Source organism: Paracoccus laeviglucosivorans, from assembly GCF_900182695.1.
GTDB classification, from domain to species: domain Bacteria; phylum Pseudomonadota; class Alphaproteobacteria; order Rhodobacterales; family Rhodobacteraceae; genus Paracoccus; species Paracoccus laeviglucosivorans.
In genome coordinates this window covers 91593-115806 of record NZ_FXTK01000010.1, presented here as the reverse complement: position 1 = coordinate 115806, position 24214 = coordinate 91593, and the positions used below count along the sequence as shown (strand labels likewise).

The 24214-nt window shown below is 64.4% G+C and carries 15 protein-coding genes and 1 tRNA gene; 11 read left to right on the top strand and 5 right to left on the bottom strand.

Annotation, left to right across the window (positions count from 1 at the left end; translation table 11 throughout):
• Nucleotides 1–59: 59 nt before the first annotated feature.
• On the top strand, nt 60–542 hold the full coding sequence (locus tag FN835_RS12255) for an Lrp/AsnC family transcriptional regulator (protein ID WP_142663512.1): 483 nt from the start codon (nt 60–62) through the stop codon (nt 540–542).
• A 54-nt stretch (nt 543–596) separates the two neighbouring features.
• Here the strand turns inward: FN835_RS12255 and FN835_RS12250 are convergent, their stop codons facing one another.
• On the bottom strand, nt 597–1706 hold the full coding sequence (locus tag FN835_RS12250; RefSeq protein ID WP_142663511.1) for a pyridoxal phosphate-dependent aminotransferase: 1110 nt from the start codon (nt 1704–1706) through the stop codon (nt 597–599).
• A 71-nt stretch (nt 1707–1777) separates the two neighbouring features.
• Complete coding sequence (locus tag FN835_RS12245) at nt 1778–3100, bottom strand: MFS transporter (RefSeq protein WP_142663510.1); 1323 nt, start codon at nt 3098–3100, stop codon at nt 1778–1780.
• A gap of 325 nt (nt 3101–3425) precedes the next feature.
• Here FN835_RS12245 and FN835_RS12240 point away from each other — a divergent pair, with 325 nt between their 5' ends.
• From FN835_RS12240 to FN835_RS21245, 8 genes are all read left to right on the top strand, one after another.
• Nucleotides 3426–6374: a DUF6603 domain-containing protein gene (locus FN835_RS12240; protein ID WP_142663509.1), complete on the top strand. Its 2949-nt coding sequence runs from the start codon at nt 3426–3428 to the stop codon at nt 6372–6374.
• A 1-nt stretch (nt 6375) separates the two neighbouring features.
• A complete protein-coding gene (locus FN835_RS12235) occupies nt 6376–9876 on the top strand; it encodes a hypothetical protein (RefSeq protein ID WP_142663508.1) in 3501 nt (1166 codons plus the stop codon).
• A gap of 14 nt (nt 9877–9890) precedes the next feature.
• Complete coding sequence (locus FN835_RS12230) at nt 9891–14459, top strand: hypothetical protein (RefSeq protein ID WP_142663507.1); 4569 nt, start codon at nt 9891–9893, stop codon at nt 14457–14459.
• Nucleotides 14460–14461: 2 nt separating this feature from the next.
• Nucleotides 14462–16165, top strand: coding sequence for a hypothetical protein (locus tag FN835_RS12225; RefSeq protein ID WP_142663506.1), 1704 nt, complete (start codon nt 14462–14464; stop codon nt 16163–16165).
• 378 nt (nt 16166–16543) lie between these two features.
• Nucleotides 16544–18661, top strand: coding sequence for a peptidoglycan-binding protein (locus FN835_RS12220; protein ID WP_142663505.1), 2118 nt, complete (start codon nt 16544–16546; stop codon nt 18659–18661).
• A gap of 29 nt (nt 18662–18690) precedes the next feature.
• Nucleotides 18691–19605: a hypothetical protein gene (locus FN835_RS12215; RefSeq protein ID WP_142663504.1), complete on the top strand. Its 915-nt coding sequence runs from the start codon at nt 18691–18693 to the stop codon at nt 19603–19605.
• Nucleotides 19602–20090, top strand: a complete 489-nt coding sequence (locus FN835_RS12210) for a DUF4231 domain-containing protein (protein WP_142663503.1) — start codon at nt 19602–19604, stop codon at nt 20088–20090. The genes FN835_RS12215 and FN835_RS12210 overlap by 4 nt, the downstream gene beginning before the upstream one ends.
• A 216-nt stretch (nt 20091–20306) precedes the next feature.
• Complete coding sequence (locus FN835_RS21245; RefSeq protein ID WP_185958657.1) at nt 20307–20444, top strand: hypothetical protein; 138 nt, start codon at nt 20307–20309, stop codon at nt 20442–20444.
• Between the two features lie 173 nt (nt 20445–20617).
• Here FN835_RS21245 and FN835_RS12205 read toward each other — a convergent pair.
• Together FN835_RS12205 and leuB are read right to left on the bottom strand one after the other, a co-directional pair.
• Nucleotides 20618–20694, bottom strand: a tRNA-Pro gene (locus FN835_RS12205).
• Nucleotides 20695–20796: 102 nt separating this feature from the next.
• The gene (gene leuB, locus FN835_RS12200) at nt 20797–21918 is read right to left on the bottom strand and encodes a 3-isopropylmalate dehydrogenase (RefSeq protein WP_142663502.1); all 1122 of its coding nucleotides are present in this window, start codon (nt 21916–21918) and stop codon (nt 20797–20799) included.
• Nucleotides 21919–22063: 145 nt separating this feature from the next.
• Between leuB and FN835_RS12195 the strand changes: the two genes are divergently transcribed.
• Together FN835_RS12195 and FN835_RS12190 are read left to right on the top strand one after the other, a co-directional pair.
• A complete protein-coding gene (locus tag FN835_RS12195; RefSeq protein ID WP_142663501.1) occupies nt 22064–22465 on the top strand; it encodes a hypothetical protein in 402 nt (133 codons plus the stop codon).
• A 42-nt stretch (nt 22466–22507) separates the two neighbouring features.
• A complete protein-coding gene (locus tag FN835_RS12190; RefSeq protein ID WP_142663524.1) occupies nt 22508–23317 on the top strand; it encodes a uracil-DNA glycosylase in 810 nt (269 codons plus the stop codon).
• Here the strand turns inward: FN835_RS12190 and FN835_RS12185 are convergent.
• Nucleotides 23314–24105 carry a protein-disulfide reductase DsbD domain-containing protein gene (locus tag FN835_RS12185; protein WP_142663500.1) on the bottom strand — a complete coding sequence of 264 codons (792 nt, stop codon included), beginning with the start codon at nt 24103–24105 and terminating at the stop codon, nt 23314–23316. The two genes, FN835_RS12190 and FN835_RS12185, sit on opposite strands and share 4 nt — an antisense overlap.
• Nucleotides 24106–24214: the final 109 nt, after the last annotated feature.

Below are 24214 nucleotides of genomic sequence, written 5' to 3'. Positions count from 1 at the left end.
GCGGAAAAATAAGAAACAGGTTCCGCAGTTATCGGATGCAATCAGGACCAGATTTCGCAATGAGCCAAGACAGACAAACGCCCGCCCGGCTGGACGATACGGATCGCAAAATCCTTTCCCTGCTGCAAGACGACGCGACCCTGTCCCTGGACGACATCGCGGCCCGTGTGGGCGCGTCAAAGACCCCTGTCTGGAACCGGATTCGCAAGCTGCGCGAGGCGGGCGTGATCCGCGGGCAAGTCGCATTGCTGGACCCCGACGCGCTGGGGCTGGATGCCTGTTTCTTTGTCCTTATCCGCACCAGCGAACATGACCCGGACTGGGCCAAACGCTTTCTGGCCGCCGTGCGCGCGCGCCCCGAGGTGATCGAGGCACATCGGCTTGCGGGTGACATCGACTATATCCTGAAGGTGCGGGTGCGGAATGCGCGGGCCTATGACCGCTTTTATCAGGCGCTGATTTCCGAGGTGAAAATCCACAACGTCACGGCGCTGCTGTCGATGGAGGAGCTGAAGGCGACGACCGCGCTGCCGCTGGACTGACCGCGCCCGGTGGCGCGGTCGCATGGGTATTTGAGGAACTGAGAAATCGCAGTCTTAGCCCTGACGGGCACGGGACAGCGCCTTGGGCAAAGCCTCGGCAAAGGCATCAAGTTCCGGTGCGGGCGCGCAGGAGACGCGGATGCAGCGGTCCATCGGCGCGACCCCCGGCATCCGCACGAAGATGCCCAGCCCGGCCAGTTCCGCCAGAACGCGGCGCGCGAAATCGCCCTCCGCCCCGCAATCCACCGCAACGAAATTCGTGGCCGAGGGCAGCGCGGTGAGGCCGTTTGCCTGCGCAATCGCCGCGATCCGGTCGCGCGCGGCCGTGACCTGCCGCCGCGTTTCAGCCAGCCATTCGCCGTCCTGCAATGCCGCCAGCGCGCCGATCTGCGCCATGCGGTTCATGCCGAAATGGTTGCGGATACGGTCAAAGCCCGCGATCAGATCCACCGGGCCGATGGCATAGCCCACGCGCGCGCCCGCCATGCCGTAAGCCTTGGAGAATGTGCGCAAGCGGATCACGCGGTCGTCTTGCGGATCGATCCGGGGAATGGCCTCATTGGGGGCGAATTCTGCATAAGCCTCATCCAGCACCAGAAGCGAGCCTTGCGGAAGTTGGTCCAGCATGGCGGCGATCCTGCTGCCCGGATGCCAGCTTCCCATCGGGTTGTCGGGATTGGCCAGATAGACCAGGCGCGCGAAATGTTCGCGCGCAGCGGCGATCAGCGCATCCGGGTCTTCGGCATCGTTGCGATAGGGAACCTTGTGCAGATGGCCTCCGAATCCCGCGACATGGTAGTTGAAGGTCGGATAGGCCCCGTCCGAGGTGACGACCGTTTCGCCGGGTGCCAGCGTCAGGCGCACCAGCAGGCCCAACAGCCCGTCGATGCCTTCGCCAATCATGATGTGTTCGGGCGCGATTGCGTGATGCGCGGCCAGCGCGTGACGCAGGTCGTGATTGTCGGGGTCGGCGTATTTCCAGATTTCGGTGGCCGAGCGCACCATCGCCTCGACCGCGCGGGGGGATGGGCCGAAGCCGTTTTCATTCGCCCCAAGCCGGGCGACAAAGGGCGTGCCGCTGCGGCGTTCAAGCGTTTCGGGCCCGGTAAAGGGGACTGTGGCGGGCAGGCTGGCGGGGATCGGGGCAAAGCGAAGACGTGTCATGGTCCGAAGGAAAAGCGCAAATGGCCGGGCCATGCAAGCCCGGCATCGCGCCCCAGCCCCGCCCTTAAGCGTCAGGCTTGCGCGGCTTCTTCGTATCCGATCCGGCCCTCGATGCGGCGGGCATTGGTCATCAGGTAGATGCCCAGACCGGTGGTCAGCGCAGCGATAAAGACCAGATACCACGCATGGGCCATCGGATTGATCGCCAGAAACGTCGTGACCATCACCGGGGTCAGGCCACCGAAAATCGCATAAGCGACGTTATAGGAAAACGACAGCCCCGAGAAACGCACCGGCGCCGGGAAGGACCGCACCATGACATAGGGGGCCGCGCCGACCATGCCCACGGCCAGCCCCATCAGCGCATACAGGAAGAACAGCACCAGCAGCGACGTGCCCGCAAAGCTGTAGAAGGTGAAGGTGACGACGCCGAACACCACACCCGCGACCGCAAAGAACCGCCCGCTGCCGAAGCGATCAACCAGAGCACCCGCCGATACCGTCCCGAAGATCAGGAACAGCGAGCCAAAGCTGGTCGCCAGCAGCGATTGCAGCGGTGAATAGCCGTAAAGCTTCTGCAAAAAGGTCGAGGTCATCAGCGTCGTGACCACGATGCCTGCCGACAGAACCCAGGTGAACAGCGCCGAAATCACCACGCCATGCCGGTGATCGCGCAGCACGGTTTTCAGCGGCAGCTTTTCATGCAGGCGGTTGCTGGCCTTCATTTCCAGAAATACTGGCGTCTCGGCCAGCCAGCGGCGCAGATAGACACCGATCAGCCCGAAGATGCCACCGATGAAGAACGGGATCCGCCACGCGAAGCCCGAGATCTGCTCGGGGCTGAACACCCAGTTGATGCAGGCAGCGATCAGCGAACCCAGCAGAATGCCCAGCGTCAGGCCCGAACACAGAAAGCCGCAGGCCATGCCCACGCGGCCCGCAGGCACGTGTTCGGCCACAAAGGTCCATGCGCCCGGAACCTCGCCGCCGATGGCCGCGCCTTGCAACATCCGAAACAGGATCAGCAGCAGCGGCGCAAAGACCCCGATGCTGGCATAGGTCGGCAGACATGCCATCGCCAGCGTGGACAGCGACATCAGAAAGACCGACAGCGCAAAGACCCGCTTGCGCCCGACCTTGTCGCCGAAATGCGCCATGACGATGCCGCCCAGAGGACGCACCAGATAGCCTGCGGCAAAGATGCCGAAGGTCTGGATCATCACCAACCAGTCCGGCATGTCCGGCGGAAAGAACAGATGCCCGATGACGCTGGCAAAGAAGACGAAGATGATGAAGTCGTAGAACTCCAGTGCGCCGCCAAGGGCCGATAGCCCCAGCACACGCATGTCATCGCGATTCAACGGGCGCGCCGCGCCTGCCTGTCCTGCCGTCATAGAAACGTCCTTTCCTTGGCCGGGGACGCTTATTGCGCCGCAAACCGCGGGCGGCAAGACGCCATGGGCAAGTTGTATGGTGAAAAGCACCCGGATTGCGTCGCACCAACGCCGCGTTCGGGCCGGGGGTCAAGGCCGTCGCCGCTGGCGCCCCCGGCTTGATCCGACGGGGTTCACGCCGAATTTCAGGGTCTGCAACAATCATATTCCCGCGTGAATTTTTGTTGCTGGAATCGCGCGACAGGCGCATCATTCATGCCGGGACGGACTCATCGCGTTTGAGAATTACGGATTATTGATACCTGTGCGATAGCTCGAGGTAGCGATGGCGGACGACGTTTTTTCGGCATTCGGACGAGGTTTCACAGCCTTTGCCCATACACGCGCAGCTGATCTGGTCGGCGACAGCTTTTCCGACACCGGAAAGCTGGTTTCATCGCTGGCCGACGGTCAGCAGGGCACGACAAAAACCGCTTTCGACGCGCTCAAGGCCGATGTCGAGCAACTGACCGCAATCGGCAAGGCGCTGGCGGATGCGATCAAACCGGAAATCGCCGAAGCCAAGGCCGCCGTTCAGGAGATGGCGACCGAATTGGGGGCCGCCGACTTTCAGGCCGACGAATTGGCCCGCGCCCTGACCGCGTTGGGAAAACTTCTGGTCGCTTATGACAATGCGATCACCAAGGTCGCGGCCAAGGTCTCGGAAAAGGCCGGCGGTGCGATGACGCCCGAACAGGTGAAGGAAGCGATCAGCGGGATGCACGCACCGATCAAGAAGCTTCTGAACGATGCGGGCGGCGCGGTCACCGGCAATTTCGACAAGCTTTGCAAGCTGGTGATGAATGTTGACGGCGCCTCGGACAAACTGGGCGATGTGCTGAAATGGGATTACGCGCAAAAACGGCTTTCGGTCGAATTCGCCTCGGCCGGGGCCGCAAGCGTGCCGCCGCTGTCGTTCGACGGCGCATCGCTGGTCGCCTTTTTCACCTACAAGACCGAATTCAAGGCCGGGATAGAACTGAAGACCAAGCTGAAGGCCGGGCTGCGCGGCGACAAGCTGATGGACAAGATCATGCCCGGTCAGGCACCGACCGCAGATGCCGATGCCGTGGCGATCACCCTGGACACCAAGGACGGGCTGACCTTCGGATCGGGCAAGGACAAGCGGCTGGTGCTGCCGGTGCGCTTTTCCTACCCGGCGGTGGAACTGCGCGAACTGGCCATCGAACAACCCGCCGCCGACAATGCGGAAAACAAGAACCGCGTGAACGTGGTCTTTACCGTGGCGGGCAAGCTGGGCGACGTTTTCGCCTGCGTGGTCGAAGGGGGTGGCGTATCGATCCGCTGGGTCGATGGCGGCGATCCCGATGTGAAGCCCAAGATCCCTTCGGGGGCCGGGCTGCGGCTGAAGACGCCCGCCGTCACCGGCGGCGGCTACCTGCGCTATGACGAGGTAAAAGAGGAATATGGCGGCGTTTTCCAGCTGAGCGTGCTGAACAGTTTCAGCGTGACGGCCATAGGTCTGCTGGGGACCGAGCCATTCAACATGGTGATCGTGATCGGTGTGCGGTTCACGCCCGCCATCGTCATCGGTCCGGGCTTTACGATTTCCGGCCTTGGCGGACTGCTGGCGATCAACCGTTCGCTGGACAGTGCGGCACTGCGCGACGGGCTGAAGGACGGCGTGGTGGGACAGTTGCTGTTCCCTGCCGACCCGGTTGCCGCCGCACCCGACATCCTGAACAATCTGGGCAAGATCTTCCCCGTGCGCGACGGCGGCTTCGTCATCGGCCCGATGGCGGAAATCGGCTGGGGCTCTCAGGCGGGCTTTGTCGTCGCCCAGCTTGGTCTGGTGATTTCGCTGCCCGATCCCAAGCTGGTGCTTCTGGGCAAGGTCGTCATCGGCGTGCCTTCGGCCAAAGTCGACGAAAGCCTTCGCGTGGTCGATCTGCGCGCCGAGCTGATGGGAGAGATCACACCCGACTATTTCTTTCTCAAGGTCTCGCTGGCGAAATCCAAGGTCTTCAAGCTAGAGATCACCGGCGACATCTGCATCTTCATCCAATGGGGCGGAGAAGGCGCTTTCGTCATTTCGGTCGGCGGCTTCTTCCCCGGCTATGAGGCCCCCAAGCAGATCGGAGAAATGCAGCGCGTCGGCGTCAAGTTCGCGCCGCCGGTGAAATGGCTGTCCGTGTCGGTCCAGGCCTATGTGGCGATCACCACGAACACGGTTCAGTTCGGTGGCCGCGTGTCCATCGTCGCCGATCTTGAGGTCGCCAAGGCCGAGGCATGGTTGCAGCTGGATGCGCTGTTCCAATGGGCGCCGCATTTCTATTTCGAAATCCGCATAGATGCCGGGATCAAGGTCTCGGCCCTGGGTGTCACGCTGGCGGGCGTGCAGTTTCAGGGCAAACTGGCGGGCGACAAGCCCTTTCATCTGGAAGGCAAGGCAACGGTCGAAATCCTGTGGTGGGACATCGATGTCGATGTGGGGCCGATCGAATGGGGAGAAAGCCGCCCTGCCCCGGCGCCGCAGATCGACCCCATCGCCTCGGCTGCGCAGGCACTGGACGCCGATACCGCATGGGCGCCGCTGCTGCCTGCGGGCGCGGCCTCGATCGTGCGACTAAGCCCGGCGGATGACACCCCGCTGTATCATCCGATGGGCCAGATCGAGCTGCGTCAGCTTTCGGTGCCGCTGGAGACCGATATAGACCGTATCGGTTCCTCGCGCGTGACGCATCGGCGCATCAATCTGCAGGCAGCGACGCTGGGCGGGGTTGCGGCGGGCGCGGTCTGGCCGCTGATGGACCGTTTTCCGCCCGGACATTTCCTTGACCTCAAGGATCACGAGATCCTGTCGCGCCCGGAATATGAGGAACACGCATCAGGTCTGGGCATGGGCGCTGCGCGGGGTGCAAGCTTCAGCGCGGGTGTCCATGCAGGCGTCGCGTGGAACACGGTGCTGCCGCATCACGACCATGCGCCGATCCTTTCGACATGGCTGCTGGCGGGCCATGCGGGCAAGATTTTCGCAGCCTCGGCCAAGATGCGGGCGCGGGACGGGGTGAACCCCTATCTTTCCGCGCCGCAGCCCGCCCCTGCGGTCCAGATGACCGACCGTGGCGCGGTGCGGGTGGTGTCCGCCGAAACGCTGGCGATCGAAACGGGCATGGCGGGCGTGGTGATGCCCGCAAGTGCCGCAGCCGAGGCTGTCCGACTGGGACAGGCCGATGGCAGAGAGCTGACGGTGCTGTCGGCAGGGTTGGTGTGACATGGCGGAATATGCGACGCTGAAGCAATCGGCAGGGGTCAGCTTCTATGCTGCGGCCCGCGCACTGACGCCGGTGGCTTTCAAACCCGAAGACATCCACCTGGGCGATTATGCGTTCGTCCCCTATGTCCGCACCGGGCTTGCCGCCGCGATCAAGGACGTGCCGACCGGCAATCGCGCGGTGATTCAGGCGCGGGTCGAGGTGGCGGATTCCGCCAACCCGGCCACCAGCCAGCCCGTCGGGCGGGTATTGACGCTGTATGGGCCCGGCGACGTGACGGGCATTGATCCCGCGCAGGTGATCCGCCGCGAACCCGCGCCCGACAGCGCCGATGCCGAACGGGGCTACATGGCGCATATCGAATTCGCACTGCCGGATTTTCCGTGGATGTTCGCGCCGGAACCTGCCGCAGCCGACACCTGCAAGCCTTGGCTTGCCCTTGTGGTATGCGAAGCGGCACTGACACATATCGAACCCTCGCGCGGTGAGCTTCCGGCGCAGATATGGACCAAAAAGGGCCAGTTGCAGCCCCTGGAGGAAAATCACCGTTTCTGCCACGCCCAAGTCGTCGGCGCAGCCATTGATCCTGCCGGGCCGCGTCTGCGGGGCGATGCAGCCGATACGGTCGAGACCCGGCTATCGCCGGAACACGGCCCCGCCAATCTGTCGCGTATCCTGTGTCCGCGCAGGCTGGACGACGCAACGACCTATGTCGCGGCGCTTGTGCCCGCCTATGATTGCGGGGTCCGGGCCGGGCTTGGCATGGGCGGGGGCTCGCTAAGTGCTGCATGGACCCGCGCGCCGGGGGACGAACAGGACGACATCGTGCTGCCGGTCTATGACTTCTGGAGCTTTCGCACCGCGCCGGGCGGCAGTTTTCGCGAACTGGCCGAGCGGATCGAGGGTCTGCCCGCGCCATGGGCGATCGGGCGGCGGCTGATCGACCTGTCGCGCCCCGGCAGCGGCATTCCCGAACTGCCCGAAGGCGACAGCGACGCGATCCAGATCCTGAAATGCGCGCTTTATTCCCCCGCGACAGAACCACCCGGACGGCCGGTAACGACTGCCTGGCCCGTCGCCCATCGCGACGCCGTGCGGCTGCGCGTCGATCAGGCCAATGACAGCGCCGATCCCGATCTGCCGCGCGTGGGCGCAAGACTTTACGCCCGGTTTCAGCGCGCGGCCAACCGCATCGGGGCGGTTTTCGGCAACCCGCCCGGTGATGCCGTCGCAGCCGATGCCGATTGGTTTCCACAACTGAACACCGATCCCATGCTGCGCATCGTCGCATCACTGGGTGCCAAGGTGGTGCGCCGCGACCAGGAGGCGCTGATGCAATCGGCCTGGGCACAGGTCGAAGGCATCCGCCGCGCCAATCAGGCATTGGTCTGGGCGGGCATGGCCGAGGTCGTGAACATCTCGATACGCGACCGGCATATCGCGGTGCTGGACGCCGGGTCACTGATGCAGGTGACGCGCAACCTGCATCCAAGACTGCGCGACAGCGGCCATGATCGCACGGTGCTGGCCGCGGTGACGAACAGCCGCACGGCCGCCACGGTGATGACGGGGGCTTTTCGACGGGCGCTGCGTCAGGGCGGCTCGATCGGTCAAAAGCTGGCGGTGGCCGTCGATGGCAAGATCGTGGCAGGCCCGACAGGATTTGCCGATCACAGACGGGCCTATCGCACGCCCGACGGCATCCTTGCGGTATCCAAGGCGGGCATGGCCTTTTTCCCGGCCGAGATCGTCGCCAGAAGGCTGGGCGTCCCGGTCGATGCTGCGCTGGCCCGGCTTGATCAAAGGATAGGCGTTCTGGCCGAGGGCGGCGGGGCATTGCGACAGCTTGCGACCACGAAATGGCGCGGTCCCGATGGAATGGCCGGCGAGGCGCTGGCAGGGGCGCTGCTGGAGCAACTTGGTGAGCGGGTCGATCGGTTCGAGGCAGGCCATGCCAGCGGCGCCGAAGGGCTGGCGGAATTGCTGGTCGGTATCGGGAATTCCGGGCTGGCCGTGTCGGGGCGCGCGAAATCGGTGCTGGACAAGGTTGATCGGGTGGTACCGCGCGTCGATCTGCCCGGCCGGATCGTGACCGGACCCATCGTCACGGGCCCTATCGTCACGGGCCCCATCGTCACCGGACCGATCATCACGGGTCCGGTAATAACGCGCCCCGTGACACCGCTTCCCGGAACCCGCCCCATGACCCCGGTTGCGCCCACGCCCTTTGGCCGCACCATTCCCGAACGCGGCGCAACGATCACCGGGCCGCTGTCCCGGTCCAATACGGTCACGGGCGGGCGCATCGGCGCGGGGCCGGTCCTGACCAACCGACCGGCAGATAGCCTGCTGCGCATCCCGACCGAACCGCAGGCCCGGTTCGAAACGGATATGTCGCGCTGGGTTTCCGCGCAATTTGCCGAACTCAACCGAATGCCCTTGCAGACGTTGCGCGACCAGCTTGCCGTCATGGTCCGCGATCAGGTCGCACCTGCGGTCATGCAGACCGATCTGGGCCCGCTGGCCGTGTCGAAGCCGACGATTCTGGCGCAGATCGATCCGCGCGTCACGGCCCGCGCCGCGTTCCGGGGTCGCCTTGCCGTCAGCGGTCACGCGATCCCCGCAAACTGGATCGACCTGCTGGGCCTGCGTCCGATTATGGCCGCGCCGGAAATTCGGCGCCCGATGTCGAATGCGCTTGAGGATTTCGACCGCGACTGGCTCGTGCCGGGTCTGGGCACGATTGCGGCGCGCGATTTCATCACCCTGCTTGCGATCAATCCCGGCTTTGCCGAGGCGTTCCTGATCGGCGCCTCGGATGAAATGGGGCGGGAATTGCTGTGGCGCGACTATCCGACCGATCAGCGCGGCACCTATTTCAAACGGTTCTGGGATGCAGACGAAGACGAACTGACCGGCCCGATCCACCGCTTCAGCCGCCAGCCGATAGGCAGCCATTTCAGCATCGGCGGCGACAAGGCCGCAGGTGCGGGTGCGCTGGCGCTGGTGGTCCGGGGCGAATTGCTGCGGCGTTTTCCCGATACCTTCATCATGGCGATCCGGGCGATTTCGGATGCGGTGCCCCCCACCTTTGCCGCTGGAACCGAGGCGCGCGTGCTGTTTCACAGCCACCTGAAACCGGATTACAACATCATCGGTTTCGACCTGACGCCCGAACAGCTTGGACCGCAGAACTGGTGGTTCGTGCTGGCCCAGAACCCGACCGCGCCACGCTTCGGGCTGGACGGGAACCCCAGCGCCTCGACCGCGCATGACAATCTGGACTGGGCCGATTTCGGCAATATTCCGGTCGGCGGATTTCTGGGCACCGGTCGCAGCTTTGATGTCCACGACGCCAATGGCAAGCCGGATACCGTGCGCTGGCCGGGCCATGCGGGGGTGGTGGCCCGCATCTTGCTGAACAACCCGATCCGCGCCGCATGGCGGGCCGATACGCTGATCGACACAAGCGGGACGACCCGCGACGCAGGGCGGAGGTAACGACCGTGCCACCCATGGACCTCAGAGAGCTGAAAACCGCGCAGACCCGCACCGCAAGGTCGCGGCTGGCCGTGGAAAAGGCGGCGCATGCCGAGGCGGTCGCCCGCGCCGGGCTGAAGACGCAGCGTGCCGCGCTGGAAGCCGCGCAGCGGGCGGGCGACACGGCTGCCGTCGAACGGCTGGGCGTGGCGATCGAAAAAGCGAACGCGCAGTTGCAGGAACGCGAAAGCACCCGCAAGGAATTGCAAGACAGCCTGCGCGACCGGCTGGGCGACATGCTGCGCTTTGGGCTTGATGCCCCGGCAGACATTCCCCTTTTGCTGCTGCCCCTGCGGCTTGAAACGCGGTTTTCCCGCAACGCGGCGGGCGCATCGGTGCTGAAAGTCCGAATCTATCCCGATGAAATCCACGTGGACAACAGCCGTGCCGGACTGTCCGAGGCCGAGGCGCAGGCGGGCCGTGCCTATTGGAACGCGCTGTTTCAGGCAGCAGATGACAGCGGCATGGAGACATTCTGGTCCACGCTTCGTCAGGTGACCGGGCCTGAACGGGCGCGGCACGTGGCCTTTGCCACCCGCCCTTCGAACCCCGACGCGCGCGGCACGGGCGCATTGCCGGTCTTTCCCGAGGTGGCGGCGCTTGACGCCGCCGCCGCGCGACCGCGCCTGCTGCCCGAACGCTTTCGTATCTCGGCATGGCAGGGCGGCAATCTGCTGCGGGCCGAAGGTGCCTTGATCGACCGCGACCTGCGTATCGGCCTTTTGTCGGGCGACGGCGCCAAGCTGACGGATCAGGACGGGCTGAAGGTGCTGGAAGGCACGGAATGGCTTTCGGACTATGACCTTGCGCTGAAGCTGGGCATGGCGATCGAACTTGCCTTGCCGGGGACCGCCCCGATCGAACGGCTTTTCGTCTATGGCGTGGCGCAAAGCCGCCAGCCCGCCGAGGGCGCGGCGGCGCTTGACGACCTTTTTGCGGCGCATGACGGCGCAGCGAAAATGGCCTTTGTCGCGCCCGGCACGCCCACGAACAACACCGAAGCGACCGAGGCGGGCTGGATGCGCTGGTCAGACCCCGCACCCGTGCCGCTGACGCCCCCCGCCTTGCCCGCCGACAGCGCCGCGATGCGGACCGCAGCCGCGCTTGGCACCGATCCCGCCCGGCTGGCCGGACTGGCTGGCGCCGCCGGGCGCGAAGATGTCTTGGCCGGGGCCATCAACGCCGCGCTGTGGCCGGCGACATGGGGCTATTTTCTGGAAACGCTGGACGACGGACAAGAGACGCTGTCCCCCCGCATCATCGAAGAACTGCGCCTGTTCCACCAAAGCTTCGTGCGCGGCGGCGGCAGCCTGCCCAGCCTGCGCATTGGCCGCCAGCCTTACGGCCTTTTGCCGTTTGCGGGCTTTTCGCACAGGTTTTCAGCGCAGGATGCTGGCCGCACCGAGGCCGGGTTGGAGCGGATGACGCGAAAGATGCTGCCGAACTGGCTGGCCGGGCTGGACGACGTGCCGATGCTGGATCAGGGCGCGGATGCACAGCGCGTTCTGTCAATTTTCGGCCATGCCCCGCAAAGCTGGGCCGTGCGGGCGCGCAAATGCCTGTCATCGGACTTTCTGAACAAGATCGGTGCCACGACGGATCAGGCGGGACCGGCCGCGGATGTCGAGGCCCTGCTGAACCAGCTTTTGGCGGAATCCTTGGGCGGGTTTTCGTATATCTATGGCGCGGGGTCGCTGGATGACGAAGCGCGCCCCGTCGCCTTGCCCTATGCCGATCCGGCGCGCGATGGGGACTATCTTCAGGCGCTGCTTGACGGGCGCAGCCCCGGCGCGATCTCCAGCATATTTCAGGCGCTGGTTGGCCTTGGCTGGAGCAGGACGAAAGCGGCGGCAACGCCCAGCCGAAGCCTGCCCGATGCCGTGCGGGCCACCGCAGCTGTGGACGCATCGCTGGGCCAGCGGGTCATCGCGCTGACCACGGGCGAAGACATCCGCGCCGGCAGCGAATACATGGCGGTGCTGGCTCAGGTCAGCGCGGGGACCACGACAAGCCGCGCTGCGGTCCTGCGTCCCGCAATGATGGCGCAGGACGCGGCCAAGCGCGTGCTGGATGCCACCTCCAGCGTCGAGCGCGATCTGCTGGGCATCGAACTGATCGAGGACATGCTGATTGCACGTGCCCGGCTGGCCGATCTGCATGGCGCGATGATCACCCTGATCGATCTTGCCCGCAGCGGTGAAAACTTCACCCGCGCCGTGGCCGAGACGCTGGATACCGCCAGCCACCGGCTGGATGCGTGGGTGCTGGCCTTGTCATGGGCGCGCTTTAGCCGCGCACGCAAGGCCAAGCCCGAAGGGCTGACCCTGGGTGCCTATGGCTGGCTGTTCGATCTGCGCCCACAGGATCGCGGCGCACGGGCCGGGGGCTATATCGCCGCGCCCACCTTGGAACAGGCGACCACGGCAGGGCTGCTGCGCAGCGCCTATCTGGCGCATAACCCGGCGGATGGCAGCGGCGGCGCCTTTGCGATCGACCTGTCCAGCAATCGCGTCCGCCGCGCCCAATCGCTGCTTGAGGGGGTGGCGAACAGCCAGCCGCTGGGCGCGCTGCTGGGCTATGACTTTGAACGCAGGCTGCACGACGCCGATTGCGACCGCTTCATCCTGAGCTTTCGGGGGATTGCGCCATTGGCGACCGGCCAGCCCGATGCTGCGGCCAATCCGGGCAACGATCCGGCGGCGCAGGTGAATGGCGGGGTGAACGTCACCGACATGCTGCGGCTGCTGGAACATTGGAACGATCCGCAACGGGGGCCCACGGATATTTTCAACCGACTGTCCACCCGGCCTGTGGGCAACCCCTATCTGGATGCCGATGTCGTCTGGGACGGCCCCAGCAATGCCGAACGTGCCGCCATTTCCGCCGCGATGACGCAAGGCGCGGCGGATGCCGATGCTTTGGCCGACCTGCTGCTGGCGGAATCCGTGCATCAGCTGGGTCAGGGCAATATGGCACGCGCCTCGGCGGCGCTGGATGCGGCGGGTCGGGGCGAGGCCCCGCCGCCCGCCCTGCCCGATGTCGTCGTGTCACGCGGGCCGGGGGTCATTGTCGGCCACAGGCTTATCGCCGTGCCCGATCCCGCATTGGGCTGGTCCACAAGCGCTCCGCGCGCGCAGGTCAGCCCGCTGGCCGAGGCATGGGCCGCCGGTCTGTTGCCCGACCCCGCCCGGATCGTGATCGGGACCGCAGCGGGCGGGGGCCGGGCGACGCTGGCCGATACCGCGTTGTCGGCGCTGGATTTCACCTTTGCCTGCCGTCACCCCGAAATGCTGGCGCAACTGATCCGTGCGCGGGCGGCGCTGGCCAATCCCGATGCCGCGTTTCCCGAAAGCCCCGCCGAATTGGGACCGCAGGGCATTTCCCTGATGCAGGCCCGACTGACAGGCGTGGCCCTGCAGGATGTGCTGGATCAGGCGACAGCGCTGGATGGCGCGGCCATCGGACTGCCGGGCAATACGGGGTGGCAACCAGCGCCGGGCGAACTGAATGCGGCGCTTGGCCGCATATCGGTCGCTGCGGGCGCGCTTTCCGCGCGGCTGGGTGAACTGCGTGACCTGCTGCAAGCTGCCGAGGCGCCGCGCGACAAGATGACCGAGGCGCTGCTGGCGCTGACGGATTTCGGAATTGCGCTGCCAGACATCACGGCAAAACACAGCGCCGACGTGGCCCTTTTGGCCCTGCGCGAAGGCGAGAACCGGCTTGCCCGCCTGCAGCCGGTGCTGGCGCTGCCCGCGACGACCGGGACGCTGGCCGATGCGGCACTGGCGTTGTTCGGCAGCGCGCTGCCCGTGCCGGTGCGCCACGTCTTTGCCCCCGCCGATCCCGCTGAGCCGATGGGCGAACGGGCCTTTGCCGCGCCCAAACCCGGCGCAATCCAGCGTTATCTGGCCGATATGGGGGCGGTGCGCGTCGCCGTGGGACGCTTCGGGCGGTTGTCTTTGCTGTCCGCGATCAATGGCAGGGGGCCGTCGCTGACGCTGCGCCAGCTATGCGGTATCGGTGACAATCCACCCGACAGCTGGATCGGCACGGGCTTGCCGCCGCAGGTCGCGTCTCCGACCTGCCCTGTGGTTTCGCTTTTGGCTGACGCGCCGGCTGGGCTGGACCTGACGCAAGGCATCACCGGGCTTTTGATCGACGACTGGTCCGAAACACTGCCCCTGCGCGAGGCGGCCGAAAACGGGGGCACTGCCAGCCGGGCGACCGCCGGTGTCGCGCTTCATGCCGACGCCCCGGCAGCCGAGCCGCCGCAAGTCATGCTGCTGGGCCTGTCGCCCGATCGTCAGCGTTGGACCGAAGACAGCCTGTGCGATTTTCTGGCCGATACGCTTGAACTGGCCAAGGCACGGCTGATCACGCTGGAAACCTTGCCGCTGGCCGCCCGCATCCTGCCCGCCATCTATACGCAAAGCTGGTCGCTGCAAGGCGAGCCGGTGATCGACTGGACCCGCATCGCGCTTGAGGTGCAGCAGCTTGCGCGCCTGTCCGGCCTGAAGAACTTCACCATGGTCAAGGAGGGCTAAGCGTGATTCAGGACAAGTTTACAGCGCATGAGGCCATGGTCGCCCGCCCGTTTGACGCCAAGGCCATCGGCGCTGTCATCGTCAAACCTCCGGCATGGACCCGGCTTGAACCCCAAAGCCTGTCCGGCGAACCCGCACCCGGCGTCGAAATGCGCGTTGCGGATGCTTTGTGGATGATGGCCCGGCAATGGCAGCTTGGCGAATTTCAGGGCGAGGATTGCGGCACCCCCGTATCGGTCAGGGTCAGCGCGCAAAGCCAGTCATTGACCGCCCTGCGCCCCGGCGACCCGCAACGCGCGGCAACCGCGATGCCGTTGCCCGAAGGTTGCGCGATCGAACCGCAGATCGAGGCAGAGCCATGGGCCGCGCCGTCGCTGCGTGATCGCGCCGAAGCGGGTCAGGCACTTGTGCAGGGCCTTGCCCCGCTGGGATGGGCAGGCGAGGCGCAGCTGCTTGCCGATTGCCGCTTTGATCTGGCCGCAGCGGATATTGTGGCCCAGCAACCCGATGAAAGCTGGCAGTTGATCGCGCAGCATCTGCCCGATGCCGAGGCTGCGGCCCTTGCGCTGGAAGCGGGCACCCCCGCATGGATGGAGGGCGAACCGGCCGAAATCTCTGACGCGGCACAGGAATGGCTGGACTGGTATCGCAGCAACGTCTCGCATCCGCGCGACAGCGAAAGCTGGCATTCGGACCGGCTGGAATATCGTTTCGGCCTGCAGGCCGGCGCTGGCGCGGACGCCCGAAGGATCGAGGCACCCTGCCATCTGGGCGGACCCGTGGACTGGTTCAGCTTTGAACTGGCTGAGGGCACGGGCCTTGGCATTGATGCCGATGCACCGATACGCGAACACCACGCCCATGTTCACGCCAGCCATTTGCGCTATCCGGGTATGCCCGCACCCCGGCTGTGGCAATTCGAGGATGGGCTGGTCAATTTCGGCCTGACCGATGTGCAACCCAACGATCTCGCGCGGCTGGCCTTTCTGGAATATGCCACGATCTATGGCACGGACTGGCTGATCGCCCCGATCGACCTGCCAAGGGCTGCACTGGTCGGCGTGACCGCCGTCAGCTACCGCACCACCTTCAACGAAGAGATCGTCGTGTCCGCAGCGGCGGATCAACCCCGCAAGGGCAGATTTTCGCTGTATCGGACGGATGGACCCGACGGCGCCGAACCGTGCTTCGTGATCCCGCCGAATGCCCGCCCCGCATTGGAAGGGGCAGCACGCGAAGAAGTGGTCTTTGCCCGCGATGAAACCGCAAACGTGGTCTGGGCCATCGAACGCAGCCACGAAGGTGCGGACGGTCTGGCCCGCGACCGCAGCCCCGAGGCCGATACCCGCGCAACGCTGCCCGCCCGACCGCGCGCAGGTGCGCAGGATGCCTGGACACTGGAGGTCCTGCCACCGGCACATTGGATCCCCATGGTGCCGATTCCGACCAGCCGCTTTGGCGGGTTCGTTCTGCGCAAAGGCTCGTTCGATGGCACCGATACCGCACGCGGTCGCGTCCTGTCACCACGCCCCTATGATCTGCAGGACGAAGAGGTTCCGCGCGAAGGCGTTCGCCTGCGCCGCGTGCCATCGGTTCTGCGCGACGAACAGGGGATGCTGCACAGATGGGTCGCCCGCCGCATCACGACCGCCTGGGGCGAAGCAAGCTCTCGGCTTGAATATGATGCCACGCGCGGCGCGGAATGAGATAATGCCTGCCGCGATGTGCGGCAGAATGAAACAAACGCATGAATAAATTTCGAATTGGATTGGAAATTCATACAGGCAGCAGACCAAGTATATATCCAATTAATCTGCCGACTCAGCCGGTTCCATGATATAAATATATAGTTATTATTATTATGGGCGGAGGCTGAATTGAAAGTTTCGCCTGCTGTAACCACGTTACTTCGCTCGACCGCACCGACATTGCTTTCTGCATTGACACTGCCACCGCCGTTGAATGCTTTGGGGGCAGCGATTGTCGCAAATGCGTTGGGGCGATATATTGCACCCGGATCCGCGACATTATCGCCTGCGGCATTATCGGGTGTGATTGAAAAGAATGCCGCTGACCCGGAAATCATGCCCGCATTGCGGCGTGCTGAATCCGACCTGAAAACATACGAGGTGGAAAACAACTTCCGTTTCGCCGAGCTTGACCAACGCGACCGCGAAGCTGCGCGCAGCTTTCAGGTTGAAAGCGGCATGAGCGAGCGGATATTTCGCGGCGGTATTACCATCGTGTGGGTCGCCGTCATCAGCATGGCGATGATGATCCTGCTGCTGCTTTTGCTGACCGCAGGAATGGTCAAGATCGACGCGACAAATACCAATTTTGCCATGGCGGCATTCGGACTTATCGGCAGCGCGGTCGGCTTCGTGAACGGGCTGGCCGCCACCGTCGTGACCTTTTACTGGGGCAGCAGCCAAGGTTCGAAAGAAAAGACCGAGGCGCTGAATGCCTCGCTTAAGCAGGCAAGCGACGAATTGGGCCAGCTTGTGTCGCGCCAGATTGCGCCGCCACAGCCCGTCGCGCTTTTGCCTGCACCGGAAATTGCCGCACCCGAACCCCCGCCACTTATCACGGTCAGGGCTGATCCGGGACTGATCCGGCAGATATTGGCCACGCTGGGCCAGCAGCACCGTCAGTTCGAGGGAAGCGTGACATGGGCCCTGATTGCCGAAGGCATCTCGGTCGAGGGCGGACGACCGGTCGGCACGACCGGCGATCCGGTCACCGTGACCCGCATATGGAAGGAATTCGGCATCCATTGCGTGGCGGCAGCCAAGCGTTACGGCGTTCCTGTTGAATTGATCGTTGCGACGATCGCAACCGAAAGCAGCGGCAAGCCGGATGCGTTTCGGCAAGAAAAGAACGATGCCAGCTTCGGCCTTATGCAGACGCTGCTGGAATCCGCGCGAGAGGCGCTTGGGGATAAGCGGCTTTCCGGAAATGATCTGTTCAAGCCCGACATCTCGATCATGGCTGGCACGGCATATATCGCACGCCAGCGGGACAAGACGAATTTCGACCCCGTTCTGGTCGCTGCCGCCTATAATGCCGGCTCGCCGCGCCACGCCAAATTCGAGGGCAATCGTTGGCGATTGTGGTGCCACCCGCCCGAAGGTGGCTACCATATCGATAAATTCGTCGCACGTTTCAACGATGCGATGGCGGTTTCCCGCAAGGACAGCTGGTTTGCCGATGAATGCCCCAGTTTCGTCGGTGCATTCGAACCCGATGCGCAAACAGGCAATCCCGCAGGCCCCACCCCGAACAATGCCTTGGCACCACTTGGGGCACAAAGCGCCGCGGCAGCGCAGGCCACCACGATATTGCGCGCTTTGGCGACGCCGCTGCCCTTTGCGGCCATCGGCGGCAATAAGGAGTTGGTGATCGCGGTGCAGCAGAAGCTGTCCGAACAGGGCTATCTGGACCCGCCGCCGGATGGCAGCTTCGGTTCGGTTTCCGGTTGGGCCGTGCATGAATTCTGTCTGCGCAACGGCATCGGGGATCAATTGCTGGACATGGCGGCGGCGGAATTGCTGATCGCGCCGAAAGCGCCGTTGGCCAACCCGGTCTGGAGCGGGGACTGGATGGACAGGGTCATCGACCACATGGCACGCAACGGATACTGGTTCAGCCGCTTCCCCGAATGCCGTAATATCGTTTACCTTGAGGGTGCGGACCCGGACGGCGGCATGAACAGCGATGAGCCGGACAAGTTCAACGATCTGCGCATCGTGTTCTGGTTCGATACGCAGGGTGCGATCAAGCATCTGGCCTGGGAAGCGACGACCGAGCCGGGCGATTTCTTTACCGACAATCCAGTCAATCCGGCGGGTGCCGCGCGGATCAAATTCGGCCAATACAAGGCATGGGCCGTAGGTATTCATCGCGGCGATCATGAAGCTCTGGTGCAGGTGGCCGACGTTTCGGTCTATCGCGACAAGAACCGCGACCGTATTCGCACCGGCGATGCGATAGATACCGGGATTTTCGGGATCAATCAGCACTGGGGCTATGATGTCAGCCGCGACAGCATCAAGAATACCAGCGCGGGCTGTCTGGTCGGGCGCACCACGGCCGGGCACAAGGAATTCATGCAGTCGGTCAAATCCGACCCGCGATACCGGGCCAACAATTCCTATAAGTTCGTCACCACGATCCTGCCCGCAGATCAGGTTTTGCGAGCCTGAATGCCCCCGCTTTTCCCCCGGAGGAGCAGATGTCACACGATGCCAATACAAACCCGCCGGGTGTCTCGCCCCCCGCTCCGCCTGTGCGCCCGGAACGAAAATGGACGCCGCCCCTGATCCTGGCGGCATTGGCCTTTCTTCTGGGGCTTTTTGGCGACATGGCCGATACGACCGGGCGGATTGCGGGCTGGTTTCGCGACCCGCCCTTGCCCAAGATCAGCGAAGAATACCTGATGGTCGAGCTGGAACCCGGCATCGGCATCCGCGAGGGGTTCGAGCGGATCGCCGAACAGGTGCAGGGCGTGCGGATGGTTCAGCCTGCATGGTTGCTGCATCTGGACGATCAGGTCATGCAGGCAACGCAGGTGTTCTGCGCTGGCTCGGCCGGAAGCCTTGCGATGGGCGGAGAGGGCGATGACCCCGTCCCCGCCGAAACCGTCGCTGGATGGGAAGCGGCCTGCAGATCGGATACGCGCGCCGATGTGATATTGGGAACCTATGCGCTGCGTTCTTTCGACCCGGATCCGTTGACGGGGCTGCGGATCGAACTGGCGCTGCTCGACAACGACCAAAAGGCGATAGATGCCTATGACGGCTTCATCGACGGTTCGTTGTCGCAAGACCCGCCTTGTTTCAAAAGCTCGATCAGCGACGAATGCGTGGCCGACCGGGTCGGCACCGAGATGATGGATGGTCTGCCGGTGATCGGACCGGGCGAGCAGCTGATATTGCCGATCTTCGCCTCGGTCCGTCTGGTCTGGGATCAGGCCGCGATCGAGTCTGCGGGAATCGATGCTGGCGAAACGATGTATGACGGCCTTGCCCCCACGCCGTTTCGCTTTCCCGCGCGTGTCTATCTGGGCGACCGGGTGCTGATCGAAAACCCCCGCCCGATGAACGCCACCCCAAGTTTGCGGCAAGGTTTCTACGAAGGCCGCGGATGAAGATGCTCCTTGGTGTCGCGACGCATCCCTTGGAAACCGACAGCCTTGCGACGCTGCTGCGCAATGCGCAATATTACGAAACCCATGCAAGGATCGCCTCGGTGCTGCATCACGGGTCCAGCCTTTTGATCGTGGTATTTTCCTCGGCCATTCCGCTGATCCCGCTGATCGGCGCCGATACCGCTGCCCTGACCTTCAGAATGGCGGTGCTGGGTGCCGCAATCACGATCGTTCAGGGCGCAAGGCAATTGTTTGGTTTTCACGACCGCTGGATCTACTATCGCACCGCACGCGAGGCGCTTCGCTGCGAAGCGATCCTGTATCATGCCGAGGCCGGACCTTACCGCACGGGCGATAAGAACAAGGTGCTGGCAGAGGCGTTGAACACGATCCTGAGCACGGAAAATCTGGCATGGCGTGCTTCGATGCTGAAGAACTCAGCCCTGCCATCCGGCTCCACGACGACCGAGGGGCGGAAAAACTAGCCAGTGCCAATTGCTGTTAAAAGCGCTGCGGGTGTCCGGGTTGGGAGTGGCTGCATCGCAGCTGTCATCATCCGGTCTTGGTCGTCGCAAGACGACTGTCTAACTCGGTCTGGGCCGTGGTGATGTCCATACCCTGAATGCGGAGGTAAGGGATCGCGGCGTGTTCGCGGGAAAGTAACCATCGGGGCCATCATCGACAGATCAGCCGGAGTGCCCATGGCGACTGCCGCAGGTGCCACAGTCGCTCCGCAGATCCCGGTCATCGACCCCGACATGATCGCGGAAAGCATCTGGTCCATGATCGCCATGAAGGACGGGGCCGAGGTGATCCTGCCCGCAGCGACAAGTCGATGACCCTTGATCCATAGCGCCCTAACCGGGCCGGGGCATTGGTAACTGCGGCGCCTTTGGACGGTTCAAGCAACTTCAAAGCGCCCGGTTTCCAGACACTCACGCCCAGCCAAGGACAGTTAGAGCAGTTAGGGACAAAGCATCCGTAGCTCTAAAACAATAATCGAGAGAGAAAATGGTCGGAGCGAGAGGATTCGAACCTCCGACCCCCTGCTCCCGAAGCAGGTGCGCTACCAGGCTGCGCTACGCTCCGACCGTGGAGCGGCAGGTAGCCCGTGGGGCGGCGGAATGCAAGGGGATTTTCGCACCCCGCAGCAAAAGCCGCGCCCACCCACAGGCAGGCGCGGCAAGGGGATCACAGCGCCGACAGGGCCGCGACGATCTTGTCGCCCATCTCGGCGGTCGAAACCGGCGTGCCGCCTTCGGCGCCCATCAGATCGGCGGTGCGAACGCCGTCTGCCAGCACTTTCTCGACCGCTTTTTCCAGCAGGTCGGCTTCGGCCAGCAGGTTGAAGGAATAGCGAAGCGCCATCGCAAAGCTCAGGATACAGGCGATCGGGTTGGCCTTGCCCTGACCGGCGATGTCAGGGGCAGAGCCGTGGACCGGCTCATACAGCGCCTTGGGGCGACCGTTGGCCATGGGCGCACCCAGCGACGCGGAAGGCAGCATCCCAAGCGATCCGGTCAGCATCGCCGCCGCGTCCGAAAGAATGTCGCCGAACAGATTGTCGGTCACGATCACGTCGAACTGGTTGGGGCGGCGCACCAGCTGCATGGCGCCGTTATCGGCATACATGTGCGACAGCTCGACCTCGGGGTATTCGTTGTCGTGGACCCATTGCACTTCCTCGCGCCACAGGATGCCCGATTCCATGACGTTGGCTTTTTCCATCGAACAGACGCGGTTGCCGCGTTTCTTGGCCAGCTCGAATGCGGCCCGCGCCACGCGGCGGATTTCGCCCGAGGTGTAACGCTGGGTGTTGATGCCGACGCGCCCGCCCTCATTCTCGGGGTTGTTGTCGTCGGAATGGATGCCGCGCGGTTCGCCGAAATAGATGCCCGAGGTCAGTTCGCGCACGATCAGGATGTCGAGGCCAGCGACCACCTCGCGCTTCAGCGAGGAAAAATCCGCCAGCGCGTCGAAGCATTGCGCCGGGCGCAGGTTGGCATACAGGTCCATTTCCTTGCGCAGACGCAGCAGGCCGCGTTCGGGTTTGACGCTGAAATCAAGGTTGTCATAGGCCGGGCCGCCGACCGCACCCAGCAGGACGGCATCGACCGATTGCGCCTTGGCCATCGTCTCGTCGGCAAGGGGCTTGCCGTATTTGTCGTAAGCCGCGCCGCCGACCAGATCCTCGGACACGTCAAAGGCGATGCCGCGGTTCGACTGGAACCAGCCGATGACCTTGCGGACCTCGACCATGACTTCGGGGCCGATGCCGTCGCCGGGCAGGATCAGCAGGGAATGGGTGGTCATCGCGGGCATCTCCTCGTGCTTTTCATCGCGTCGTCAGATCGCCTAGCCCCGCCATGGCCTTGCGTCAAGTTCACGGCGAATTGGGTTGCGCCCGCAAGGCGGCTGATGCCCGATAGAGCCAAGGAACCGAATAAAGGGGCAGCCCATGAAGGCAATGGCGGCAGCGGCCGGCGCGCTGGTCCTGATGACAGGTGCGGCGCTGGCGGATGGGGGCGTGACGGTCCAGCTTCCCGACATCTCGCAGATCGACGATGCCGAGGCGGCAAGGCTGATCGAGGAATTGGCGAATGTGAATGTCATCACCTCGAACTGTCCGGGCTATGAAATCAGCAATGGCGAATGGACGCTGATCACCGGCACGGGCGACAGGCTGGCCGCCAAGCTGGGACTGAATGCCACGACCTATGACAAGAAATATTACGGGCCCGCATTCAAGCTGCTGGACGACCCACAGGCCTGCGACCGCATCGGGCCGACGGCCAAGCCGCTGATCCAGAAGCTGGTCGATATGGGCGGCGGCACGACGCCCCTGACGCAATCGCAATAGGGCGGCTTGTCCGCGCGGGCATGGGGCAATAGCTTGCGCCCCATGACGGCTGATCCGACATATAGGGGATTCGCGCTGGACGCGGAAACGGCACTGGCCTTGCTTCAGTGGCAGGCCGAGCTTGGCGCGGACGAACCCTGCATGGATGCGGCGATCGACCGCTACGATCTGCCCGACCGCGCCGAAACCCCTGCAGCCGCCCCCGCTGCTGCCCCCGCGCCGCGCCGGGACGAGGCCGAGGATCACGCCGCCCGCGCCGAAGCTCTGGCCGCTGGCGCATCGACGCTGGCCGCACTGGCCGAGGCGCAGGAAGCCTTTGACGCCATCGAGATTCGCAAGGGTGCGCGCAATTTCTGCTTTGCCGATGGCAAGGCGGGCGCGCGCGTCATGGTGATCGGCGAAGCACCAGGCGAGGAAGAGGATTTGCAGGGCCGACCCTTTGTCGGGCGTGCGGGGCAGTTGCTGGACCGCATGTTCGCGGCCATCGGCCTTGCCCGCGACACCGTGGATGCCGAGCGCGGGCTTTACATCACCAATGTCCTGCCATGGCGTCCGCCGGGCAACCGCCGCCCCGAACCTGCCGAAATCGCGGCCATGCTGCCGTTTCTGCGCCGGCATGTAGAACTGGCACAGCCGGAAATGCTGGTCCTGATGGGCAACACGCCCTGCATTGCGGCGCTGAACCGTCAGGGCATCCTGAAGTTGCGCGGTCAGTGGTCCGAGGCGTTCGGCCTGCCCACGCTGCCCATGACCCATCCCGCCTATCTGCTGCGCACGCCATTGGCCAAGCGCGAGGCGTGGGGCGATCTTCTGTCCATCGCCGCAAGGCTTGAGGCGGGGCCGAAGCCCTAACCTTCGGTATTGCAGCCGCGATATTCGGTGGCGTGGTCGGGCGCGATCAGCGTCAGCACCAGCTGCGACGGGTCCAGCGCAAAGGGTTTGCCCGTTTCGCCCACGAAATCCGCCTGCGCGTGCAACATGCCGTCACGCTGCTCAAGCTCGGGCTGCGATACCCATGTGTCGGGCAACTCCATCGCGACTTCCGGCGCATTTTCATCGGGAAACAGCGCGGTGACGCGCATCCCGTCCGCAATTTCCTCGATCCGGCACAGGGGATGGTCGGGTGATTGTTCGGGCACCTCGGCCAAAGCGGACTGGATCAGCGGGTCCGGCCCGTCACCCACGGGGGGCGCGGTCAGCACGATATGGGCGGGCACGCAGATGTCCAGACACAGCCCGAAATCCACCTTGGCCTGCAGATCGACCGGCTGGCCGGGGGTCGCGGGCGCAATCTCCAGCGGCAGGACAAGCTGGTCGTGATAACCCAGCGTGCGCTCTCCGCCCGATTCGATGGCTTCGGGGCGGGGCCAGTGCGGCGTCACCTGCGCCATGTTCTGCGACCCCTGCCAGTCGAAGCGCGGCGGCACGCCCGCATCGCCGGGGCTGCGCCAATAGGTTTTCCAGCCCGGCTCAAGCTCAAGCCGCAATGCCGTCATGCGGTGTCCGTCCGGCGTGATCCAGCCCGGCAGCAATTCGGCCGAAACCAGCCCCGGCGGCAGGTCGTCGGGGTCGGATTGCGCCAGCGCCCCTTGGGCAAGGGCAGGCACGGCAAGACAGGTCAGCAGGACAAAAGCTTTCATGTTCGCATTCTTAGGCGTCGCAGGGGGTGGTCGGGAAGTCACAAATCCGGCAGGAGTTCCGCGCTCTCTTGCGCAATCGGCTGTCAGGTCCGATCTTTAAGGGAAACCA

Bases quoted from the DNA above. Each gene is read 5' to 3' on its own strand.
- FN835_RS12195 (WP_142663501.1), top strand. From the start codon at position 22,064: ATGAAGGCAATGGCGGCAGCGGCCGGCGCGCTGGTCCTGATGACAGGT.
- FN835_RS12190 (WP_142663524.1), top strand. From the start codon at position 22,508: ATGACGGCTGATCCGACATATAGGGGATTCGCGCTGGACGCGGAAACG.
- FN835_RS12185 (WP_142663500.1), bottom strand. From the start codon at position 24,105: ATGAAAGCTTTTGTCCTGCTGACCTGTCTTGCCGTGCCTGCCCTTGCC.
- FN835_RS12255 (WP_142663512.1), top strand. From the start codon at position 60: ATGAGCCAAGACAGACAAACGCCCGCCCGGCTGGACGATACGGATCGC.
- FN835_RS12210 (WP_142663503.1), top strand. From the start codon at position 19,602: ATGAAGATGCTCCTTGGTGTCGCGACGCATCCCTTGGAAACCGACAGC.
- FN835_RS12215 (WP_142663504.1), top strand. From the start codon at position 18,691: ATGTCACACGATGCCAATACAAACCCGCCGGGTGTCTCGCCCCCCGCT.
- leuB (WP_142663502.1), bottom strand. From the start codon at position 21,918: ATGACCACCCATTCCCTGCTGATCCTGCCCGGCGACGGCATCGGCCCC.
- FN835_RS12240 (WP_142663509.1), top strand. From the start codon at position 3,426: ATGGCGGACGACGTTTTTTCGGCATTCGGACGAGGTTTCACAGCCTTT.
- FN835_RS12245 (WP_142663510.1), bottom strand. From the start codon at position 3,100: ATGACGGCAGGACAGGCAGGCGCGGCGCGCCCGTTGAATCGCGATGAC.
- FN835_RS12235 (WP_142663508.1), top strand. From the start codon at position 6,376: ATGGCGGAATATGCGACGCTGAAGCAATCGGCAGGGGTCAGCTTCTAT.
- FN835_RS12230 (WP_142663507.1), top strand. From the start codon at position 9,891: ATGGACCTCAGAGAGCTGAAAACCGCGCAGACCCGCACCGCAAGGTCG.
- FN835_RS21245 (WP_185958657.1), top strand. From the start codon at position 20,307: ATGGCGACTGCCGCAGGTGCCACAGTCGCTCCGCAGATCCCGGTCATC.
- FN835_RS12220 (WP_142663505.1), top strand. From the start codon at position 16,544: ATGCCCGCATTGCGGCGTGCTGAATCCGACCTGAAAACATACGAGGTG.
- FN835_RS12250 (WP_142663511.1), bottom strand. From the start codon at position 1,706: ATGACACGTCTTCGCTTTGCCCCGATCCCCGCCAGCCTGCCCGCCACA.